This is a genomic window from Terrabacter aerolatus, from assembly GCF_007991735.1.
In the GTDB taxonomy this organism is placed as follows: Bacteria; Actinomycetota; Actinomycetes; order Actinomycetales; family Dermatophilaceae; genus Terrabacter; species Terrabacter aerolatus.
Window position 1 is genome coordinate 105,895 of the sequence record NZ_BJYX01000003.1, and the last position, 19,504, is coordinate 125,398.

Annotated in this window: 18 protein-coding genes; 6 read left to right on the forward strand and 12 right to left on the reverse strand. The window is 71.4% G+C overall.

Translation table 11 applies throughout. The features are described 5' to 3' along the window. Positions 1-209: 209 nt before the first annotated feature. A complete protein-coding gene (locus TAE01_RS04305) occupies positions 210-662 on the forward strand; it encodes a hypothetical protein (protein ID WP_147063782.1) in 453 nt (150 codons plus the stop codon). A 131-nt stretch (positions 663-793) separates the two neighbouring features. Here the strand turns inward: TAE01_RS04305 and arfC are convergent, their stop codons facing one another. The 3 genes from arfC to TAE01_RS04320 all read right to left on the reverse strand — a co-directional run bounded on the left by arfC (position 794) and on the right by TAE01_RS04320 (position 2,179). Further along, complete coding sequence (gene arfC, locus TAE01_RS04310) at positions 794-1,339, reverse strand: channel accessory protein ArfC (protein WP_147063784.1); 546 nt, start codon at positions 1,337-1,339, stop codon at positions 794-796. Continuing rightward, the gene (locus TAE01_RS04315) at positions 1,336-1,614 is read right to left on the reverse strand and encodes a hypothetical protein (RefSeq protein WP_147063786.1); all 279 of its coding nucleotides are present in this window, start codon (positions 1,612-1,614) and stop codon (positions 1,336-1,338) included. The genes arfC and TAE01_RS04315 overlap by 4 nt, the downstream gene beginning before the upstream one ends. A gap of 130 nt (positions 1,615-1,744) precedes the next feature. Continuing rightward, a complete protein-coding gene (locus TAE01_RS04320) occupies positions 1,745-2,179 on the reverse strand; it encodes a hypothetical protein (protein ID WP_147063788.1) in 435 nt (144 codons plus the stop codon). 115 nt (positions 2,180-2,294) lie between these two features. Between TAE01_RS04320 and TAE01_RS04325 the strand changes: the two genes are divergently transcribed. The 3 genes from TAE01_RS04325 to TAE01_RS04335 all read left to right on the forward strand — a co-directional run bounded on the left by TAE01_RS04325 (position 2,295) and on the right by TAE01_RS04335 (position 6,781). Beyond that, positions 2,295-3,689, forward strand: coding sequence for an amidase (locus tag TAE01_RS04325; RefSeq protein ID WP_147063789.1), 1,395 nt, complete (start codon positions 2,295-2,297; stop codon positions 3,687-3,689). Between the two features lie 100 nt (positions 3,690-3,789). After that, positions 3,790-6,204, forward strand: coding sequence for a Tex family protein (locus tag TAE01_RS04330; protein WP_186815032.1), 2,415 nt, complete (start codon positions 3,790-3,792; stop codon positions 6,202-6,204). 127 nt (positions 6,205-6,331) lie between these two features. Then, positions 6,332-6,781 carry an SRPBCC family protein gene (locus TAE01_RS04335; RefSeq protein ID WP_186815033.1) on the forward strand — a complete coding sequence of 150 codons (450 nt, stop codon included), beginning with the start codon at positions 6,332-6,334 and terminating at the stop codon, positions 6,779-6,781. A gap of 18 nt (positions 6,782-6,799) precedes the next feature. On the opposite strand, the gene TAE01_RS04340 is transcribed toward TAE01_RS04335, so the two are convergent. The 3 genes from TAE01_RS04340 to TAE01_RS04350 all read right to left on the reverse strand — a co-directional run bounded on the left by TAE01_RS04340 (position 6,800) and on the right by TAE01_RS04350 (position 10,073). Then, positions 6,800-7,723 carry a universal stress protein gene (locus tag TAE01_RS04340; RefSeq protein ID WP_147063791.1) on the reverse strand — a complete coding sequence of 308 codons (924 nt, stop codon included), beginning with the start codon at positions 7,721-7,723 and terminating at the stop codon, positions 6,800-6,802. Between the two features lie 173 nt (positions 7,724-7,896). Then, on the reverse strand, positions 7,897-9,432 hold the full coding sequence (locus TAE01_RS04345; protein ID WP_147063793.1) for a S8 family serine peptidase: 1,536 nt from the start codon (positions 9,430-9,432) through the stop codon (positions 7,897-7,899). 200 nt (positions 9,433-9,632) lie between these two features. Further along, a complete protein-coding gene (locus TAE01_RS04350) occupies positions 9,633-10,073 on the reverse strand; it encodes a ChaB family protein (protein WP_147063796.1) in 441 nt (146 codons plus the stop codon). Between the two features lie 233 nt (positions 10,074-10,306). On the opposite strand from TAE01_RS04350, the gene TAE01_RS04355 reads away from it, so the two are divergent. Beyond that, the gene (locus tag TAE01_RS04355; protein ID WP_186815034.1) at positions 10,307-11,770 is read left to right on the forward strand and encodes an MFS transporter; all 1,464 of its coding nucleotides are present in this window, start codon (positions 10,307-10,309) and stop codon (positions 11,768-11,770) included. After that, complete coding sequence (locus tag TAE01_RS04360) at positions 11,767-12,321, forward strand: universal stress protein (protein ID WP_147063806.1); 555 nt, start codon at positions 11,767-11,769, stop codon at positions 12,319-12,321. Before TAE01_RS04355 ends, TAE01_RS04360 begins: the two co-directional genes overlap by 4 nt. Before the next feature lie 102 nt (positions 12,322-12,423). On the opposite strand, the gene TAE01_RS04365 is transcribed toward TAE01_RS04360, so the two are convergent. The 6 genes from TAE01_RS04365 to TAE01_RS04390 form a co-directional block, all read right to left on the reverse strand. Continuing rightward, positions 12,424-13,305, reverse strand: a complete 882-nt coding sequence (locus TAE01_RS04365; RefSeq protein ID WP_147063808.1) for a universal stress protein — start codon at positions 13,303-13,305, stop codon at positions 12,424-12,426. Between the two features lie 42 nt (positions 13,306-13,347). Beyond that, entirely contained in the window at positions 13,348-14,265 is a 918-nt protein-coding gene (locus TAE01_RS04370; protein WP_186815035.1) for a universal stress protein, read from the reverse strand. Between the two features lie 165 nt (positions 14,266-14,430). Further along, positions 14,431-14,799, reverse strand: coding sequence for a hypothetical protein (locus TAE01_RS04375; RefSeq protein ID WP_147063812.1), 369 nt, complete (start codon positions 14,797-14,799; stop codon positions 14,431-14,433). Between the two features lie 104 nt (positions 14,800-14,903). After that, positions 14,904-16,994, reverse strand: coding sequence for a CARDB domain-containing protein (locus TAE01_RS04380; protein WP_147063814.1), 2,091 nt, complete (start codon positions 16,992-16,994; stop codon positions 14,904-14,906). 307 nt (positions 16,995-17,301) lie between these two features. Continuing rightward, complete coding sequence (locus TAE01_RS04385) at positions 17,302-17,730, reverse strand: hypothetical protein (RefSeq protein ID WP_147063816.1); 429 nt, start codon at positions 17,728-17,730, stop codon at positions 17,302-17,304. Positions 17,731-17,805: 75 nt separating this feature from the next. After that, positions 17,806-19,470: an NERD domain-containing protein gene (locus tag TAE01_RS04390; RefSeq protein ID WP_147063818.1), complete on the reverse strand. Its 1,665-nt coding sequence runs from the start codon at positions 19,468-19,470 to the stop codon at positions 17,806-17,808. Between the last annotated feature and the right edge of the window lie 34 nt (positions 19,471-19,504).

Here is a 19,504-nt window from a genome sequence, read left to right on the forward strand (position 1 = left end):
TCGCAGACTGCTATAACGCAAAGCCGGACACTGGCACCGAAGCGGTCACCTGCACGGGCGCCCTGCGTTCCTGTCCAACTGGAGAGGTGGGACCTCGTCTGAGGATTTGGAGAAGGACACTTCTCGACGCCAAAGTTGTCGGTCCGTGGACTCTGATTGGTCTGACATGTGCGGCCGATGTTGCGCCTGGGGCTCGGCCGACGTTGACGATGGCTGATCTGAAGGCTGCGTTCCTGCGGACTCCCTGGTCCAAGCCGCAGATCTCGAGCCAGCCCGCCGGGAACACGACGCTCGTGAACCTGCGCACCTTCTACGAAGTCAACTGGTCGACGGCGGGATTCCAGCCCGGCGAGGTCGACCGATCCGTGCTGCGCGGCATCCCGGTCCAGATCCGTCCGAAGCTGGTCGGCTTCACCTACCTCTTCGGCGACGGCTCGAGCGTGGGGCCCACCTCCTCGACCGGCGGCGTCTACCCCGACGGTGACATCACCCACGTCTACAAGACCTCGGGCCGGTACCCGGTGCGGGTCGACACGACGTTCGGGGCGGACTTCAGCATCGACGGGTCGACGTGGGACGAGATTCCGTCGACGGTCACCGTGCCGGGGCCCTCGACCACCGTGACCGTCCGCGAGGCGAAGGGCGTCCTCGTCAACCACTGAACCGCCGGCTACCGGTCCGACCCGGTGGTGGCCGTGGCGTGGGTAGCGAGGCGACTCAGACAGGCCCACGGCACCTCGACGCCTTCCTGCAGCAGAGCCCGAGTCACCCGTGAACCACGCTGCGGCAGAGGTCAGGAGTCCTGGTCCGGCTTCTCAGGGTCCTCCGTCTCGGCCTCGAGATCGTCCACGGCTGCCACCTCGGCAGGGTCGCCCACGCCGGCCAGATCACCGCTCGGTGTCGCGTCGGCGACCGGCGGGATGCTCGCTCGGGCCCCTCCGGAGGGCGCGTGGGACAGGAGGGTGTCCTCGTCCTCGGCGTCCCGGTCCCACCCCTCGGCGGCACCCGTCGACTCCGATGCGGGTGTGTGGACCCCGCCGAACCCGCTCGCGTCGTCCCCGGCGTCCTCGCCGTCACCGGCAGGGTCTTCGACGTGGGACGTGTCTCCAGCAGCGTCGATCAGACCCGCGCTGGTCGCGGCCACGAGGTCGGCGCCACCCGCGACCCCGACGCCGCCCGCCACCGCTCCACCGGGCGAGACCACGGGAGCGATCTCGGGCTCGACGATCTCGGTCTCCGCCGCCTCCCCTGCCGGAAGGGTCCGGCTGACGCGCCTGACCGTCAGGAACCACGTGATCGCGGCACCGAGCACGAACGCCACCATGAGCAACCACTTCATCGCGTTGCCTCCGCCCCGCCGGCGGGCAGTCCGGCGAAAGCCTCGTCCTCCGACGTGGCCCGCACCAGGCGCCCGGAGAGCGCGATCGAGACGAGTGAGCCCACGACGAAGCCGACGATGCTCCACAGGAACACGCTCCAGAAACCACTGTCGCTGCGCCCGACGAAGCCGAGCAGCGCGGTGACGACCACGAGCGACGCCCACCAGGCTCCGCCGACGCCTCGACGGTAGCGGCGCGTCACTCTCTTCCCACTGCTGTGGGCCTGCTGGGCCATCGGTCCTCCGGGGCTCGTGACGTCATCGCGGCGGTCGCGACCACGGCTTGGACGCTACCCCGCCGAAACCGCGGGAGCGAGGCGACGCCACGGCATCGAGCCCACGCCGTCGCGCCACTCTCTCCCCGGGTCACGCAGCCGCCCACTGGCCTCCCGCTGGCAGCACGGCCACGTCGTCGGGCGCCGCGATCGCCACGGCGTGCACGGTGATTCCCGTCGCGCGACAGGCGCCCTCGAACGCAGCCCGCAGGTCCAGGTCGCGCGACGTCGGCGTCACCCGCCCCGGACGAGCGATGACCACGACGACGTCGTGCACGTCGTGCCGCGACACCTCTGCCAGCATCAGCCGGACTCTCTCGGCCACCTCACCGACGGCGGCGCGCCCGGGCTGGTCCGACAGGCAGATCGGCTGGAGCAACCGGCGGTTCGGGTGGCACAGCAACAGGTAGGTCGCACCCTCGGACCGGGCCTGCTCCGGCACGATGAGGTCCACCACCCCCTCGAGCACGTCGGGGTCGGTGATCGGTCGTTGGGCCCAGTCCCGCGGCAGCTCGTCGAAGCGCATGCCACGAGGATGACGGCGACCGGTGACAGTCGGTGCGCGTTGTCCACACGCGTTAGCGTGGACGCCTGCCGCAGGTCGTGGACCACGCGGGCACCGCGGAAGGGAGGCCACCGTCATGGATCGTCCTGCCGCCTCGAGCGCCACCGAACTCCTCGTCGCGTATGCCGCGGGGTCCCTCTCGCCCGTCGACGTCGTCCGCGACGTGGCCGAGGTCATCGCAGCCCGCGAGCCGACCCTCAACGCCCTCTTCGTGCACGACCTCGAGACGGCCCACGCGCTCGCCGTCGCCAGCGAGCGCCGCCACCGGGACGGCACAGCCCGGGGACCGCTCGACGGTGTGCCGGTCACGGTCAAGGAGAACCTGGGCCGCGCCGGCGTCCCCATGCCCCTCGGGAACGCCGGGGTGACTCCCACGGTGCCACTGCGCAGCAGCCCCGTCGTCGAACGGCTCGAGGAGGCCGGGGCGATCGTCATCGGCTCGACGGTGATGCCCGACTGGGGCATGCTCAGCTCCGGCGTCTCCAGCCTCCACGGCACGACCCGCTCCCCGTGGGACGAGGCGCTGACGACCGGCGGGTCGAGCTCCGGCGCCGGCGCCGCGGCCGCTGCCGGCTACGGGCCGCTCCACGTCGGCACCGACATCGGCGGCTCGATCCGGCTCCCCGGCACCTGGCTCGGGCTGACCACGCTCAAGCCCAGCGCGGGTCGAGTGCCCCTGGACGCGCCCTACCTCGGTCGGGTCGCCGGGCCGATCACGCGCACCGCGGCCGACGCGGCCCTGCTCCTGTCGGTCATCAGCCGGCCCGACGCCCGCGACTGGACGAGCCTGCCCCCGGAGCCCCTGCCCGCCGGACCGCTGCCGCTCGAGCCCAGGGGGCTGCGGGTCGGCCTGCACCTCGACGCCGGGTGCGGCCTGCCCGTCGAACCGGCGGTCCGGGCCGCCGTCGAGGACGCCGCCGACGTCTTCAGGCGCGCGGGCGCCGACGTCACCCCCGTCGAGCCGTTCATGAGGCAGGACTGGCTGGAGGACCTCGACCGGTTCTGGCGGGTCCGGTCGCTCTCGGACCTCGACGGGCTCGACCCGCACGCGCGCGAGCGGGTGCTGCCCTACGTCCGCCGCTGGGCCGAGGCCGGACGAGGTGTCGACGGAGTCCGCTCGCTGCGCGACTACGCGGGCACCATGGCCATCCAGCAGGCCACCGTGGCCGCGACACTGGCCTTCGACCTCGTGCTCTCACCCGTCGCACCGATGCCGGCATTCCCCGCCGAGTGGCCGATGCCGTGGGGCGAGGACGACGCGGCCATGCCCCACATCGGCTTCACCGCGCCCTACAACCTCTCGGGTCAGCCGGCCGGGACGGTCAACTGCGGCTTCACCGACGACGGCCGCCCCCTCGGGGTGCAGGTCTCCGGTCGCCGCTTCGACGACCTCGGCGTCCTCGCGGCCCTCGCCTGGTTCGAGGCCCACCGCCCCGATCGCATGACGCCTCGGTGGCCCATCAGATCCTGACCTCGGTCCCGGCCGGAGCCGCCCCGCGCGAGACGGCTCCCGCGGCGCACGGCAGAATGCGGGGCCCGGTGTGTCGTCGACGAGCAGGAGTGCAGCCCCAGTGAACGTGCAGGTGAAGGTCCCGTCGATCGAACGTCGCATCGCGGAGGAGCTCGGCGTCCGCGACGGACAGGTGACCGCCGCCGTGGGGCTGCTCGACAGCGGCTCCACCGTGCCCTTCGTGGCGCGCTACCGCAAGGAGGTCACGGGCGGCCTCGACGACGCGCAGCTGCGCACCCTCGAGGAGCGCCTCGGCTACCTCCGCGAGCTCGAGGAGCGCCGCGCGGCCGTGCTCTCCTCCGTCGAGGAGCAGGGCAAGCTCGACGACACCCTGCGTGCCCAGATCCTCGCGGCCGAGACCAAGGCCCGCCTCGAGGACATCTACCTGCCCTTCAAGCCGAAGCGGCGCACCAAGGCGCAGATCGCCCGTGAGGCCGGCCTGGAGCCGCTCGCCGACCTGCTGCTCGGCGCACCCGACACCGACCCGTCCGCCGCCGCGGCCGGGTTCGTCGACCCCGACCGTGAGGTGGCCGACGCCGCCGCCGCCCTCGACGGCGCCCGCTCGATCCTCGTCGAGCGCTTCGCCGAGGACGCTGACCTCATCGGGGACCTCCGCGACCGCGTCTGGAAGCAGGGCCACGTCGGGTCCCGCGTGCGCGCGGGCAAGGAGGAGGAGGGCGCCAAGTTCTCCGACTACTTCGACTTCGCCGAGCCGCTGTCGAAGCTGCCCTCCCACCGGATCCTCGCCCTCTTCCGCGGCGAGAAGGAGGACGTCCTCTCCCTCGAGATCAACCCCGACGACCCCGCGGCGGAGCAGCAGCCCGGCCCCACGGCATACGAACGCGCGATCGCGCGGCGCTTCGGCATCGAGAACACCGGCCGACCGGCCGACGAGTGGCTCGCCGGGACCGTCCGCTGGGCGTGGCGGACCAAGATCCTCGTGCACCTCGGCATCGACGCCCGGATGCAGCTGCGCCGCGCCGCCGAGGAGGAGGCCGTGCGCGTCTTCGCCGCGAACCTGCGCGACCTGCTCCTCGCGGCGGCCGCCGGTGCACGCGCCACGATGGGGCTCGACCCCGGCTTCCGGACGGGGGTCAAGGTCGCGGTCGTCGACGGCACCGGCCGCGTCCTCGCGACCGACGTGATCTACCCGCACGTGCCGCAGAACCAGTGGGACCGCTCGCTCGCGACGCTCGCCCGGCTCGCCAAGGAGCACTCGGTCGACCTCATCGCCATCGGCAACGGCACGGCCTCTCGCGAGACGGACCGTCTCGCCGCCGACCTCATCAAGGCCCACCCCGAGCTCAGGCTGACGTCGGCCGTCGTGTCCGAGGCGGGCGCCTCCGTCTACTCGGCCTCCGCGTTCGCCTCGCAGGAGCTTCCCGGCATGGACGTCTCGCTGCGCGGGGCCGTCTCCATCGCCCGCCGCCTGCAGGACCCGCTCGCCGAGCTCGTCAAGATCGACCCAAAGTCGATCGGTGTCGGGCAGTACCAGCACGACATCAGCCAGACGGCTCTCTCGCGCTCCCTCGACGCCGTCGTCGAGGACTGCGTCAACGCGGTCGGGGTCGACGTCAACACCGCCTCCGCTCCCCTGTTGACGCGCGTCTCGGGCATCACCCCGGGCCTCGCCGACAGCATCGTGGCGCACCGTGACGCCGCCGGGCCGTTCCGCACCCGCACGGCCCTCAAGGACGTGCCTCGCCTCGGCCCCAAGGCCTTCGAGCAGGCCGCCGGCTTCCTGCGCATCCCCGGAGGCGACGACCCGCTCGACGCGTCCGCCGTGCACCCGGAGGCCTACCCGGTCGTCCGACGGATGCTCGAGTCGACCGGCCAGCAGCTGACCTCGCTCATCGGCAACTCCGCTGCGCTGCAGTCGATCCGGCCCGCGGACTACGTCGACGACACCTTCGGGCTGCCGACGGTCACCGACATCATCAGCGAGCTCGACAAGCCGGGACGCGACCCGCGACCGACCTTCAAGACGGCCACCTTCAAGGAGGGCGTCGAGGAGATCAAGCACCTCAAACCCGGCATGACGCTCGAGGGAGTGGTGACCAACGTCGCCGCCTTCGGGGCCTTCATCGACATCGGTGTGCACCAGGACGGCCTCGCCCACGTCTCGGCGCTGTCGAGGAACTTCGTCCGCGACCCGCGGGAGGTCGTCAAGCCGGGCGACGTCGTCATGGTCAAGGTGCTCGACGTCGACGTCCCCCGCAAGCGGATCTCGCTCACCCTGCGACTCGACGACGAGGTGACGTCCGGCGGTCCCCAGGACCGCGACGGGCAGGTTTCGTCGGGGCAGGGACGCGGCGGCCAGGCCCGTGGCAACCAGCCCCGCGCCGGCCAGTCCCGGGGTGGCCAGTCCCGGGGCGGTCAGGGCGCGTCCGGGCAGCCCAACCGGCCCCGTCGGGACGAGGCACCCGCCAACAGCGCGATGGCCGACGCCCTGCGCCGTGCCGGCTTCACCGGCTGAGCGAGGCCCCGGGGCCGGGGGCCGAAGTGGTGGCGGTGAGGCATTGTCATCCGGCCCAGTCTTTGGTCGACTGTCTGTGGTGGGTCCGGCCCATCAGGGGGCCGGTCCGAACGACCCGGAGGTGCCCATGAGCAGTTCAACGCAGTCGATCCCCGAGAACTCAGCCGACTCGGCGGACGCAGCGGACCCCGAGCTCGACGGGTCTCCCGCCGGCGTGCACTCGACGGTCACCGTGGGCGCCCCGGTCGACCGGGTGTGGCAGCACCTCATCAGTGCCCGAGGCACGGAGGCCCTCCTCGGCCCGGGTGTCACGCTCGGCAGCAAGGGCGAGTCGTGGCACAGCACCGAGGGCCCGCACGGCGTCGTGCGCAGCTACCACCCCATGGAGCAGGTGCGCGTCTCGTGGCACGCCGACGAGGACGGCCCGCTCAGCATCGTCGACCTCCAGCTCAAGCCCGAGGGTGACGGCACGCGCGTCGACCTCTACCACGAGGGCGAGGGGATCGCGCAGGACGGCGCCGGCGACAAGTCGCGCTGGGACGCCGCCCTCGGGCGCTTTGCCGAGGCCCTCGGCTGACCACTCACGGGGTGGGTCTCAGCGCACGACCATGACCGGACAGCTCGCGTCGTGGATGACCCGGTGGCTGACCGACCCGAGGAGCATGCCCGTGAAGCCGCCGTGGCCGCGCGAGCCGACGACGATGAGGCCGGCGGTGGCCCCGAGGTCGGCGAGCGACTGCCCGGGATCCCCGTAGAGCACCTCCGTGGTCACGATGACCTTGGGGTGCAGGGCCCTGACCCGGTTGGCGGCGCGCGTCACCGACTCCTCCGCGTGGTCGCGGATCGCGTGGGTCTCCTCCGTGCCGCCCTTGGCCGTCTCGGCGTAGGTCCAGGCCTCCATCGACGGCGAGTGCGCGACGCGGACGATGTGTAGCACCGCCCCCTCGCGCTCGGCGACCTCGGCAGCCGCGTTCACCGCCCGCACGGCCGCGTCCGAGTCGTCGACCCCGACGACGACGTCGTGACCACGGCCCGGTCGCACCGGCACGGGCACGTCGTCGGGTGTCCTGCCCTCCGGCCCGCGCACGACGACGACGGGACACTGGGCGTGGGCGGCGACGGCATACGACGTCGAACCGAGCAGCCCGGCGAGCAGCCGCCCGCGTCCACGACTGCCGACGACGACGAGCTCGGCCTCGCGCGAGGCGTCGATGAGCTGGGCGGCCGGGCTGCCGAGCCAGTACTGCGTCTCGATCTGCGAGGCGTCGAGCGTCGCCCCCGCCTGAACGGCCCCTTCGTCGACGAGCGCCTTGGCGGCGTGCTCGAGCGTCGGCTCCATCTGCGAGAGGTCCATCGCGGGGAAGGCGGGCACGCTCGCCACGTTGACGCTGTGCACCAGGGTCAGGTGCTTGCCCTGCTGACGGGCCGTCTCTGCGGCCCATCCGAGTGCGAGCTGTGATGCTGCCGAACCGTCGTAGCCGACGACGATGCCGTACGTGGTCCGTACCTGGCCGTTCATGGTGCACCCCTTCCCTGGGCTACCCGACCGGGCCATCGCTCCGGCCACCTCCATCCTCCCGCCGGGCGGGAGGGGGCCACGGTCCTTTGTGACCACTCAGACAGGGCGCGTCGACGCCGGGGCGTATGCCGTCGGGCCGGGTTCGGTGCCCGGCCCGACGGCCCGTGTGACGCTCAGCCCACGGCCTTGAGGGCGTCGACCAGCCCTGCCCCGAACCAGCTGTTCTGCGCCAAGGTGCCCTGGCACGTCTGCGGAGCGCCGTTGTCGACCGCCGGGAAGAACGTGTACGGCGAGACGTCCGCCGGGCACGGGATGGGGTCGACCGCGTTCTGCAGCGCTGCGGACAGCGCCCCGCCCGTCTTGCCGGTGACGCTGGCGATGAGCGCCGCGACGCCGGCCGCGTGCGGCGACGCCATCGAGGTGCCCTGGGCGTAGCAGTAGAGGGCCGAGCCGTCGAACACCTTGCGCAGGCACGACCCGGCGAGCGAGGCCGGCCACGTCGACAGGACACGACCGTTGGGGGCGGCCGCCGTCTGCTGGAGGACGGAGTCACCGCCCGGCGCCGCGACGTCGGCCGCCGAGATCCCGTACGAGGAGTAGAACGACTTCATCTGCCGGTCACCGGTCGCCGTCACGCCGACGACCCCCGGCACCTCGGTCGGGACGACGGCGCACGCGTTGGGGATGGCGCGCAGGACCGGGTTGGTGTCGTCGGGGCTCGTCGCGTCGAAGGTCGGGTGCGAGAGGTCGTCAGCCTGGTTGCCCTCGGCGGCGACGACGAGCACGCCCTTGGACTGGGCGTACTTGATGGCGCGTCGCTCGGCGGTCCAGATCGCGCGCTGCTCGGCGTCGTTGCGGCAGTTGAAGAGCCACGGGTCCGCGAAGTAGCTGTTGTTCGTCACGTTGACGCCGTGGTCGGCCGCCCACATGAACGAGCACACGACCGCCTCGGGGAAGAAGAATCCGTTGGCGTCGCCGGCCTTGATGCCGGCGATCCTGACGTTCGGCGCGACCCCGACGATGCCGATGCCGTTGGCCGCCGCGGCGATGGTGCCCGCCGTGTGGGTGCCGTGGCCGTTGTCGTCGTTGGCCGCCACCAGACCGGGCACCGGAGCGCCACTGACGCAGTTGGCACTTGCGTTGGCGTCCACGTTCGGCGCGAGATCGGGGTGCGTGTAGTCGAGGCCGGTGTCGATGTCACCGACGAGAACCGACCGGGACCCCGTGCTGATCGCGTGGGCGGCGCCGGCGTTGATCTGCGTCATGTCCCACTGCAGACCCGACAGCGGGTCGTTGAGTCCGGCAGACCCGGGGGCAGGGGCGCTGTCGGTGGTGCTGGTGGCGTCGACCGCGTTGTCCGCGACGGCTCCGCCGTCGACCGCGCTGGCGAACCTCGTCATCGCCACTGCACCGTCGACTCCCTTGACCGTGCGCATCCGGACCGCGAAGTCCGGGTTCGACGAACGGGCCACGACGACGCTGATCGGCGCATAGGTCGCGACCACCTGACCACCGGCCGCGGTCACCGCGTTGCCGGCGCCACTCGTCGACGAGCTCTCCTTGTAGACCACCAGGTAGGTGGACGTCGCGCCGGCCGCAGAGGCGTCGCTCGACGCCACTCCCGTGGCCAGTGCAGCAGCCGCGACGACGGCGACCGCTCCGAGTACTGCGGTTCCCCGAGACCCACCCCGATTTCGTGACACGGACATGGTGCTCTCCTCCGCGGCGGCGGCATGAGCGTCCCGCCGCTGGGCCGACTCCTGCGACGGCCCAGCTCACCACGCTAGGGGCTCGGCGCGAGCCCGGTCAGGGGATGCGACCAAAGAGAGCGACCTGCCAGGACCGCGCCGCACGTCTTCGTCCCCTTCGACCCGTGGTGCCGGAAACGTCCGTGCGACAGGCGGATCGGCTAGGACTCTCTGGCCCGAGCAGCCGCGGTGGCGCGGTCGTTGGCCTTCTGGATCGCCTCGACGAGCTCGTCCTTGGTCATCCGGGTGCGACCCCTCACCTCGAGTCGACGGGCGACATCGAGCAGGTGCGCCTTCGAGGCGTTCGCGTTCACGCCACCGGCCGAGTCGCCGTCGTCCAGGTGGGCCCGCGCCTCGGCGCCCCTGCGGGCCGCCTGGGCGTCGCTCGGGCCCTTCTCGGCCTTCTCCTCCCAGTGGTCTCCGACCTTCTCGAAGGAGTGCTTGAGCGAGGCGCAGGCCGTGCGGTGGGCGCGTTCGCCCTCGCCGTACTGCTCGACGGCGGCGTCGTGGGTGGCGAGCCACGTCTCCTGCGCCTTCTTCGACGACCGCTCGAGGGTCGAGGGCAGGTCGGTGTCCCCGCTCGTGCTCTTCCTGGCCGGCATGTCGTTCCTCCTGCGGTTCGAGGCAGGGCGCCTGTGCCCTGCCACCGTGACGTACCCAGCCGGGCGACGCGTGACCACCACCCGGCCTACGCACCCGGTGGTGGCCACCGGCACAAGAGGGCACGAAGCACGTTCGTCCCGCGCGCGCAGGGGGTACGGACTCCGGCGGTGAGGACGCGGCGCCGCGCGCCCTGACCCGACGGTTCACAGCGATTCGGATCGAAGGAGATGGGATGAGCGAAGCTGTCGCACAACGAACGGACGGGGCCATCAGGAGTCTGGTGCCCGCCCGCATGGACCGGCTCCCGTGGACGAAGTTCCACTGGTCGGTCGTCTTCGGGCTCGGGATCTCATGGATCCTCGACGGGCTCGAGATCCAGATCGTGTCCGAGTCCGGCTTCCAGAAGTCGCTCGGCATGTCCGCCGCACAGGTGGGGCTCACGGGCACCGTCTACCTCGTCGGACAGGTCGTCGGGGCCCTGACGTTCGGTCGACTCACCGACCGGCTCGGGCGCCGCAAGCTCTTCATCATCACCTTGGTGATCTACCTGGTCGGATCGGGCCTCGCCGGTCTCTCTCCGAACATGTGGTTCCTCTGGGTGTGCCGGTTCGTCGCCGGCATGGGCATCGGCGGCGAGTACACCGCGATCAACTCGGCCATCGACGAGCTCATCCCCTCGCGCTTCCGTGGCCGCGTCGACATCGCGATCAACGGCACCTACTGGTTCGGCGCGTTCTTCGGTGCGCTCGCCAACCTCTACCTGCTCAACCCCGACAACGTCGCCGAGAACATCGGCTGGCGTCTGGCGTTCTTCATCGGCCCGATCCTCGGCCTGTCGATCATCTGGCTACGCCGCCACATCCCGGAGAGCCCGCGCTGGCTGCTCACCCACGGTCGTGGTGAGGAGGCCGAGCGCACCGTCGACGAGATCGAGGAGCGCGTGCGCCGCGAGGGCGGCGACATCCCCGAGGTGGACGAGAGCAAGGCGATCCTCGTCAAGCCCGAGGACCGGATGGGCGCCAAGGTGCTGTGGGACGTCTTCGTCCACCGCTACGGACGCCGCACGGTCCTCGGCCTCACGATGATGGTGACGCAGTCGTTCCTCTACAACGCGATCTTCTTCACCTACGCGCTCGTGCTGACGAACTTCTACGGCATCAGCAAGGCGGACACCTCGCTCTACTTCCTGCCGTTCGCGGCGGGGAACCTGCTCGGTCCGCTGCTGCTGGGACACTTCTTCGACACCATCGGGCGTCGCAAGATGATCTTCGGCACCTACACGATCGCGGGCGTCGTGCTGCTCGCGTCGGCCTGGGCGTTCCACGCCCAGATCCTCAACGCGACGACGCACACGATCTTCTGGTGCGTCGCGTTCTTCTTCGCGTCGGCCGGCGCGTCGGCCGCCTACCTCACGGTGAGCGAGATCTTCCCGCTCGAGGTGCGCGGTCAGGCGATCAGCTACTTCTTCGTCGTCGCGCAGTGCGCCGGTGCGATCGCGCCGGTGCTCTACGGTGCGCTCATCGGTGACGGCAAGGATCGCATGCCGCTGACGTGGGGCTACGTCGCCGGAGCCGTGATCATGATCTTCGGCGGCGTCGTCGCCTGGCTCATCGGGATCGACGCCGAGCAGAAGTCGCTCGAGGACGTGGCCGACCCGCTGAGCAAGGTCTCGGAGGAGTCGGGAGCGGCCGCATGAACGTCGCCGATCTCGGGCGTGCCCACACCATCGTCGTGGGGGTGAGTCCCACCAGTGGCTCCCCCGGCGCGCTGCGCTGGGCGGTCGAGGAGGCCTCCCTGCGGGGCGGCCGCGTCGTCGCGGTGCGGGCCTGGCGCCCGCACGCGCCCGAGACGGCGACCGGCGGTCGCGTGCCGTCGATCGTCTCTGACAACAGCGCCTTAGACGTCGAGGCCGCGCGTCTGGCCGAGGACGTCGTGCACGTCCTCGGCCGCGACCACCTCGTCGAGACACGGGTCGTGGCCGGCAAGCGCCGCGCCGTCCTCGTCGAGGAGAGCCGCAACGCCGACCTCGTCGTCATCGACGCCGGTCAGTCGACCGAGGTCGAAGCCCGCTGGCTCGGTAGCCGTCTCGTGCGGGCATCGCACTGCCCCGTCGTCGTCGTGCCTCCGGCACTCGGCGACCGGGGGTCGAGCCCCCTCGGCGTCGCGGTCGGCCGCCTGGGTCGCTCGGTCGAGCGTGCAGCCGGCACCGCCGGTCGTCCCGGCTTCCAGCACCCGCCCACCACCTGACCCTGCCACCCCGCCCGCGGTCGTATGCCGTGTGGCCCCGGTCCCGGGACCCGGATCCTCTGCGAGTTGCAGCGATTCGGGCCCGGGACCCACCTCTGCCCTTCAGTGGACGATCATGACCGGGCAGGTGGCGTCGTGGATGATCCGGTGGGCCGTGGTGCCGGCGAGCACGGCTGCCGTTCCGCCGTGACGTGGGGCTCCGATGACCAGGAGGCCGCAGTCACGACTGGTCCGTGTTACCACCTCGACCGGGTCACCGGCGAGGGCCTGAGCCGTCACGGAGGTGTCCGGGTGGCCCAGGGCCAACGTGTCGGTGGCATACGGCTCGACGCCACTACCGGAGCCAGCGCGCCCACCGTCCCCGACCGTGATCAGGCGCAGCGGTGCCGAGCACGCCGATGCGAGTCTCGCTGCAGCAGAGACGATTCGCTCGACCTTGCCCACTTCGGCACTGCCCGCGCCACTCCTCACGGCACAGACCACCTCGCAGCTTGGACCAGGCACCGGAACGTCACGACGAGTCCCGGGAGGGTGGTTCCCGACGCCGTGGAGGACCACGACCGGGCAGTACGACCTGGCCACCACTGCGCCCGAGACGGAGCCCGCGAGGGAGCTGCGCGCGCGGCCACGGCCGCGCGTTCCGAGCACCACGAGATCGGCCGTCATCGACGCGTCGACGAGCTCTGCCGCCGGGCCGCCGAAGGCATGAACCGCTCGGACCCGTGAGCGTCCCAACGGGGTGCCCGGCCAGGTGGACGGACTACCGACGACCGTCTCGGCGACCATCTCGAGGGACGGCTGCAGCGGTCTCAGGGCGTAGCCACGGCGGCTGGGCACGACGTCGAGCTCGACGGCGTGGACGATCTTGAGCGAGTCACCCAGGGCGCGCGACACGGCCGCGGCCCAGACGAGCGCGCGTTGCGACGCCGGTGACCCGTCGTAACCCACGACGATGACACCGTTGGCGAGCCCGCGCACGTCCATGTGAGGCCTTCTGGCACACAGTCGATTCCGGTGATCTTCCGGTCAGTGGACGACCATGACGGGGCACGGAGCGTCGTGCACCACGCGGTGGCTGACCGACCCGAGGCGCATCCCCGTGAAGCCACCGTGGCCGCGCGAACCCATGACGACGAGGCCGGCCCTCATGTCCACCGCGTAGGCGGCGACCGCGGCGCCGGCGCCTCCTCCGAGCACGCTGGTGTGCACGTCGAGACCGGGATGCGCCCGGGCCGCCTCGTCCGCGACCTGTTGCAGGACCTCGCCGACCCGGCGGTGCATCTGGTCCATCATCTCCTCGCGGCCGAGCATGCCGTCCGTCTCGGGCCAGGCGTCGAGACCGCCGACGTTGTCGACTGCGACGAGGTGCAGCGGAGCCTCGGCGGCAAGAGCCACCATGACGCCCGTCTCGAGGGCCTTCTGGGCGTTCTTGGAGTCGTCGAAGGCCACGACGACCGGGTGGTCACGACCGGCGTGGACCACCTCGTCGCCACGAACGACGACCGCAGGGCAGTGCGCGTGCGCCGTGACGGCATACGACGTGGAGCCGAGCAGGCCGGCCGAGATGGCGCCGTGGCCCCGGGAGCCGGTCACGACGAGATCAGCCTGCGTCGACGCGCCGACGAGCTCGGCGGCGGCGCTCCCGATGACGCTGAGCGAATGGATGTCCTTGCGGTCCAACGTCTTCGTGGCGATGTCGATCGCCTCGGCCAGCACCCCCTGCGACATCTCGTCGTACGCGTGGGCCTGCACCCCCGGGTCGTACGCGCGGAAGGTGGGTGTCATGGTCAGACCCACGCAGTGCAGCAGGGTGAGCTGCCGGTCGTCACGCTTGGCGGTCTGGACGGCCCAGTCGAGGGCCAGGCGCGACCCCGGCGACCCGTCGTAGCCCACGACGATGCCATGGCTCGTGGTGTCGTTCGTCGAGCTGGCTGCGGCGTTCATCGCTCTCCCCTTCCGGTGCGGTCGGGGCCGCATGCTCCGGCCACTTCCATCGTCCCGCGTCCGAGCGCGTCCGGGGTCGACTTGTGACAGCCCAGACAACCGCGAGCACCCCGACGGCAGGGCGCTCGGTGCGCCCTGCCGTGTGCGGAGACCGGCCTTGCGGACCTACGAGCCGAGGAGCACGCTCACGGTGGTGTTGTCGGTGCAGTCGGGCAGCTCGCGGATGGCCCACCTGCCGCGCAGGCCGTTGCCGTCGAAGTTGGACTCGGCGTCCCGCTCCTCGACCTCTCCCTCGGACGGGGTCCACCCGCGGGTCGAGTAGGCGCCCTGCATCTCGGCCAGGGTCTGCTTGAAGGGCTTCGGCGAGACCGCGGTCACGACCGTGCGACCGGCGCTCCGGGACTCGACGCCCGTCACCACGTAGCCGGCAGGCAGGCTCGCCTGGGCCGGGAACGAGGTTGGCAGGTCGACGGGTTTGGCGTCCTTCGCGCAGACCAGGGCGGCCTGCGTCGCGGTCCCTCCCGGCGCAGCCATCGCCGACTCCATCTCGTCGGTTCCACATGCACCGAGGAGCATCACGGCGGCGAGTGCACCCAGCGCGGCTGCCGACACCGCCCGCCCGCGACGGGCCCCCGGGCTCACCGGGTCACCTGGATCTGCCGCTGGTTGTCGGTCTCGTTCGACTCGCGGATCCGCCCGTCGGGGTCCGCCACGACGGCGACCGCGTGGGTCCCCTTCCCGAGCCGCACGCCGGGAAAGGTGACCGACGCCGAGCGGCCGGCCGCGAGGTCCACCGGCGCGGACGTGGCGACCTCGACCCCGTCGACGAGAAGCCGTGCCGTCGTGCCCGAGGCAGGAGCCTTGCCGGTGTCCGCGATGGTGGCGGACGCTGCGTAGAGGGAGCCGCTCTTCGTCACCGACAGGGCTGTGGGCGTCAGGTTGGGCAGGGCGTCGTATGCCGCATACAACGTGTTGCCCGTCTGCTGGCGCGCGATGGTGGCGTAGGCGTCGAAGTTCTGCGCGCCCCCGGGCTGGGCGCAGGTACCCGTGCAGCCGTCGGCGTAGCCCACCTCGACGCGTCCGGTGCGGTCGACCGTGGCGTCCATGAAGTCGAGCAGGTTGCGGTCGTTGCCGCAGGTCGTGCCGCCCGTGCAGATGGAGCCGCGCTGGACCGGGTCGCTCGGCGTGGTGTCGACCGTGACCCAGCTCTTGCCGCCGTCGTACGTGGTCGACACGTAGAGGTGCCAGACGCCCGTGAAGTTCGTGGCGTCCTGGTAGTTGCCCGGGGTCGTGCTGCCGATGAAGGCGAAGGACGCGCGGTCGTCGTCACCGGCGACGACGGCGGGGAAGACGGTGTTGTGCACACCGAGGGCGGCTCCGACGTTCTGGTCGTCGGTCCACGTCTTGCCCTTGTCACGGCTCACAGCGATGCGGGGGGTGCCGTCGGCTGCCTGGTAGCCCATGTAGACGGTGCCCTTGGCGCCGACGCCGACGCTGGGGTCGGAGTCGCCCGCGGTGCTGGCCGGGTCCTTGCGCACCGACCACGTGGTGCCGCCGTCCTCGGAGACCGCGACCGCCTGGTTGCCGCCGCACGACTTGTTCGGGACGTAGACCGTGCCGTCGTTCGGGGCGACCTTGACGTGCCCGTGCAGGCCGCCGCAGTCGAGCAGCGAGTACATCGGGACCGCGGGTCCGAAGGTCGTGCCTCCGTCATGGCTCGAAGCGCAGTTGGCGTCGGCGATGTCCTGGCTGCAGTAGTAGACGGCGTTGGCGTACGGCGAGGTCGGGAGCGCACCGACCCCGTTGGGCGAGTAGGGGCCTCCCCCGACCGTCTGGTGGTCGACACCGGAGTTGAGCCCGCCGCCTTGGCTGGGCGACCACGTCGTGCCCTCGTCGTCCGAGTAGCACATGAGCGAGGTCTTGCCGGCCAGCTGGCTCTCGAAGACGCGGCCCGTCTTCGGGTCGGTGAATCCGATCGGGTCGAGCGACGCCGCACCGCCCGTGAGGCACCCCTTGGCCGGGGTCGCCGAGACGTCGGCCCACGTGACCTTCGAGGGGCTCACGCTGTCGTCCCACGTGGCCTTGTAGGTGTCGTAGAGGGCCTGGTAGAAGGTCGAGCCCGTCGTGTGGCTGCTCCCGATCGACGGCTCGCCGGCGGAGTGCGCCCGACCGAAGGACTCGGGAGCGCCGTACTGGCTGTAGGTCGGTGGGGTGGCCGTGCTGGGCGCGGGGTTGGCCGGGACCTCCGTCAGGGTCGCCGTCCCGGTGACGGACTCACCCAGGGGGGCGTAGGGCACGACCCGAACCGTGTAGTCGCCACTCTTCGGGGGCGTCACGATCGTCTCGGGGTCCGAGTTCGAGGCCGACGAGGCGACGATCGTGCCCTTCGGGTCGAGCAGGTAGATGTCGAAGTCGGCGGCCGAGTTGGCCCATCCCACCTTGATCGTCAGCTGGTGCGTGTCGCCGTACGTGCTGGGGGTCGAGACGTGGAGCGCGAAGTCGTCACAGAGGCCGGGGCCGCACGTGACCGACCCGGTCGTCCCGGTCACGTTGGGCGCCGCGAAGGGACCGGCCGTCCACTGGACGCTGGTGCTCGTGTCGGACACCGTCCCGGAGGCGGGCGTCGCGGCGAGTGCCGGGGCGGCCACGCCCAGGGCTCCGACGAGGCCGGCCACCGCGACGAACGGCAGGGCACGGGACGGGTTTCTGCGGAACAGGCTTGGCATCATGCGGGCAGCTCCTGGATCCAGGGAAGAGGACACCCCCGAGGTGTCCGGCCGAGGCCGTCGAGCGACGACGTGGGCCCTCGCTCGACCAGTTCAACGAGGTGGCCACGGACGGGGCTACGTGTCGGTGGGTCAAGAGATGGTCAGCAACGGCTGGACGTCTGCTGGGAAGACGCTGGGTCGGGCCGGCAACGACGGCCGGTAGGCAGCGGTGGCGCATCAGGCGCTCGACCGCACACCCGGCGTGACGAGGTGACCACTGGCCGAGCGACCTACCGCCTTTCTGAGACCGGCCGGACGGCTCGAGGTCTCAGGACGCGGCCGACAGCGCGTCAGGGAGCCGGAAGACCCCGTCGCCGGTCGCGAGGTAGAACCCGAGCAGGCCGACGTCGTGGGCAGCACACCGCGCGATCGCCAGCTCGTGCCAGGCCCGGTCCACGTCGGTCGGCGCCGTCCCGTGCGCTCGCCCGCGACCGATGAGGAGCGAGCCGTCGTCGTCGGCCACGAGCGGGAGCAGCAGGTCGAGCAGCCTGACGAAGTCGCCGGCCGCTGCGTCCGGCGGTACGTCGTGGAGAACGATCGGCTGGACGCCGCGGTCCTCGGCATCACAGATCATCACCCCCACGCAGCCGGCCGCGCGGTCGGAGTCGCTCAGGATCAGGTCGATGACGTCGGCGGCAACACGTCGGTCGGTCAGGGGAATCTCGCTGGCCCGTGCGGGCAGGTCTTCGAAGGTCATGGCTGCCATGCTCGTCGTCCGCACCACCGCCCTGCCGACGTTGTCCCCAGCCCCCCGCGGTGGCGCGAGACCGGGTCAGCGGATGCCGAGCCGGTGCGCGACCTGGTCGCCACCGATCTCACGGATGAACTGGGGGTCGCCGACCACGACGAGCTCGTCCGTGGCACGGGACATGCCGACGTAGAGCATCTCCCGAGCCCGGTCGCTGGTCCTGCCATTGACGCAGAGGACGACGGCCCGACGCTCGAGACCCTTGCACCCGAGGACGTGACCGTAGAAGACGTCGTCCTCGTCCCAGAAGGAACGCCAGTAGCCGACCTGACCCAGTGACTCCTGGCGCTCCACCTGGGCCGGATGCCGTGAACCCATGGTGAGCAGTGCCACGTGCTGCGGCAGCCAGCCCTCCTCGAGCAACAGGTCGACCTGGTCGTCGGAGGTGCTGATCGCGCCTTCACGGTCGCAGGGCACGAAACGGACGTCGGCGCCCGCTGCCCCGCGGAGGTGCATCCTCATCGGCGCGAGCGGCCCGAACGCGCGGGCGATCTGCTGGGTGTTGCGCAGGTTGTGGTCGAGCACGAGTGGGACGAGCGGCACTGGTGGCTGGCCGAAGCGGGCGAAGATCCGCTGGTTCTCGTCGGAGTAGACGTAGAGACCGCCGTCGTCCTCGTCGCGCAGGGCCTTCATGAGCGGGTACCACCAGTGGTCGGCGAAGTCCTGGGCCTCGTCGACGATCACCGCGTCGAACTTCTTGCCATCGGGCAGGCTCGCGGCGATCTCGGTCATCCGGGTCGCGAGGTCCCGCTCCCAGAACTCGGCGTCGTTGCGGTCGTGCGAGGCCGTGTCGATGCCCCACGCGTTGGCGAGGTCCTCGAAGGAGCCCACGAACGCCGGGCGGTGGTGGCGCGGCACCCCGGCGAGCTGTCGCCGGAAGTACTGCGAGAGCCCGATCGAGTAGCAGACGAGGGCCACCCGCTGCGACCTGCGCTCTCCCTGCCCGCGCGTCAGGTCCTTGGCCTGGGTGAGGGCGAGAATCGTCTTGCCACTGCCGGCTCCGCCGCGGATCTCCATCCGCCGGATGAGCCGGGTCACCGAGAGAAGGGCGGCCTGCTCCTGCGTCAGGCGGTCCGCGACGGCCTCGCGGTCCTCGGCCTCGGCAGCCACGTCGTGGACGGGGAGACTGCGCCCCGACAGGATCTCGACGACGAGGTCGAGGTCGTCCTCGTCCGGGCGACGACATGCGGTCTCCTGCCGAGCCACGACGTCCCGCAGCCGCTCGGCGAGCTGGTCGAGGTCGCTCCGACCCGAGATGGTCCACCGAGGACAGTCCGGGGTGGCGAAGTCGTCCGCAACGTCGCTGAACGGCAGGACGATCGCATGACCCCACCGGATGCGACGACGCGACGAGTCTCGCCACCGGGGGTCACGCTCGACGTACTCACGCAGGGCGTACTTGCCGTCGCGCGCCTGGTCGACGGGGTGGATGAGGTTGTCCCGCCGGTTCCCCTGGCGCCATCGTCCCTGCTCGTCGATCCAGACCGACCCGCCCTTGACCTCGACGACAACGACGCCCTCGCCGGGCATGAGCACGACGAGGTCGAGCTCATGGTCCTTCTTCGCGGTCGTCAGCCGCTGGTTGGCCAGCACGACCCAGTCGGCGTCCTTCTGCTGCCGCAGCAGGTCCCAGACGACCCGCTCCGACTCGTGCGCGAACCGCGGCGTCTCCCCCGGGACCCTGACCATGGCGCGACGCTAGCCGGTCGGGGTGACACGCGGG